Below are 1,272 nucleotides of genomic sequence, written 5' to 3'. Positions count from 1 at the left end.
TTACAAGTTTGGATAGATAGGGAATCTGGCGCAGAGGTTTGCGACTTCGGCTTTGACTTTGGCCTCGACCTCACCGTTACCGTCCTCGCCATTTGCGGCCAGACCGTCGACCACTTCGATGATCCAGTCGGCGATCTGGCGGAACTCGGCCTCGCCGAAGCCGCGGGTGGTGCCTGCGGGGCTGCCAAGGCGTATGCCGCTGGTCACCATCGGTTTTTCGGGATCGAACGGGACACCGTTCTTGTTGCAGGTGATATGCGCCCGGCCCAGTGCCTTTTCAGTCGCGTTGCCTTTGACGCCTTTAGGGCGCAGGTCCACCAGAACCACGTGGGTATCGGTGCCGTGGGTGACTGTGTCCAGCCCACCTTTGATCAACTGGTCCGACAGGGCCTGCGCGTTGGTGACCACCTGGGCGATGTAGTCCTTGAACTCGGGTCGCAGTGCTTCGCCAAAGGCCACGGCCTTGGCCGCGATGACATGCATCAGCGGGCCACCCTGAATGCCAGGGAAGATGGCCGAGTTCACTTTCTTGGCGATCGCCTCGTCATTGGTCAGGATCATGCCGCCCCGCGGACCGCGCAGGGTTTTATGCGTGGTGGTAGTAGCCACATGCGCATGCGGGAAGGGCGATGGGTGTGCGCCTGTCGCGACCAGACCGGCGATATGGGCCATGTCGACATGCAGATAGGCGCCGACCATGTCCGCGATCTCGCGCATGCGGGCAAAATCAATGATGCGCGGAATGGCCGACCCGCCTGCGATGATCAGCTTGGGCTGATGCTCTTTCGCCAGCGCTTCGATCTGGTCATAGTCGATCTGGTTGTCCTGTTTGCGCACACCGTAATGGACGGCGTTGAACCACTTGCCCGACTGGTTGGGTGCGGCGCCATGGGTCAGGTGGCCCCCCGCATCCAGGCTCATGCCCAGGATGGTGTCGCCGGGTTTGATCAGTGCCTGGAACACGCCCTGGTTTGCCTGAGAGCCAGAGTTCGGCTGGACGTTTGCAAAGCCGCAACCGAACAGCTGCTTGGCGCGGTCGATGGCCATATTTTCAGCGATATCAACAAATTGACACCCGCCATAGTAACGCCTGCCGGGGTATCCTTCGGCGTATTTGTTGGTCATCACCGAGCCCTGCGCTTCCATCACGGCAGCAGAGACGATGTTCTCGGACGCGATCAATTCGATCTCGTCGCGCTGACGGCCCAGCTCGGACGTGATCGAGCCGAACAGCTCTGGGTCGCGCTCTGAGAGAGACTGGGTGAAAAAACC

General features: G+C 60.6%; 1 protein-coding gene. It reads right to left on the bottom strand.

Features of this window, described 5'->3' with window-relative positions; genetic code table 11:
- The coding region (gene glyA / locus AC2FH2_RS19740; RefSeq protein ID WP_496824983.1) for a serine hydroxymethyltransferase at window positions 1-1,272 on the bottom strand (1,272 nt) is incomplete at its 5' end.

This window comes from Ruegeria sp. YTSA105, from assembly GCF_059610225.1.
This window is presented reverse-complemented; position numbering and strand designations above follow the sequence as displayed.